1 protein-coding gene and 1 pseudogene are annotated in these 349 nt (G+C 64.5%); both read right to left on the bottom strand.

Annotated features, from left to right (window positions below; genetic code table 11):
- Positions 1 to 88 (bottom strand): annotated as a pseudogene (locus tag C3Y91_RS37760) (ABC transporter permease); the annotation flags it as partial.
- A partial coding sequence (locus tag C3Y91_RS05300) for a YqaA family protein (RefSeq protein WP_168575111.1) occupies positions 88 to 349 on the bottom strand: 262 nt, incomplete at its 5' end. The gene C3Y91_RS05300 and the pseudogene C3Y91_RS37760, both read right to left, overlap by 1 nt.

The raw sequence follows: 349 nt of genomic DNA, 5'->3' as shown, positions 1-349 counted from the left end.
CCCAGCCGCCGCCCGCAGCAAATTCCTTTATGTGGCCGGCGAAGGCGAGGTAGATGTCACGCTGGACGTCGACGATCTGCTGGAACATCACGCAAGCCCCGTCGTCGCTGCGGCAAGCACGAGATATCGCCCTACTTTGGCGATGGCAACCAGCACCAGGAAGGTCGGCAGCGGCTCCCGCAGGACGCCGGCGATCACAGTGATCGGATCGCCGATGATCGGCAGCCAGCTTGCGAGCAGCGACCATTTGCCGAAGCGGCGATACCAGCCCTGCGCACGGTCGAGCGCTACCGAGCCGATCGGAAACCATCGCTTTTCCCTGAAGCGTTCGATGCCGCGGCCGAGCAGC

Origin of the sequence: Rhizobium ruizarguesonis (assembly GCF_012349115.1) — a bacterium.
GTDB lineage: Bacteria > Pseudomonadota > Alphaproteobacteria > Rhizobiales > Rhizobiaceae > Rhizobium > Rhizobium ruizarguesonis.
The sequence above is the reverse complement of the archived record's forward strand: the minus strand, read 5'-3'. Positions and strand labels throughout refer to the sequence as shown.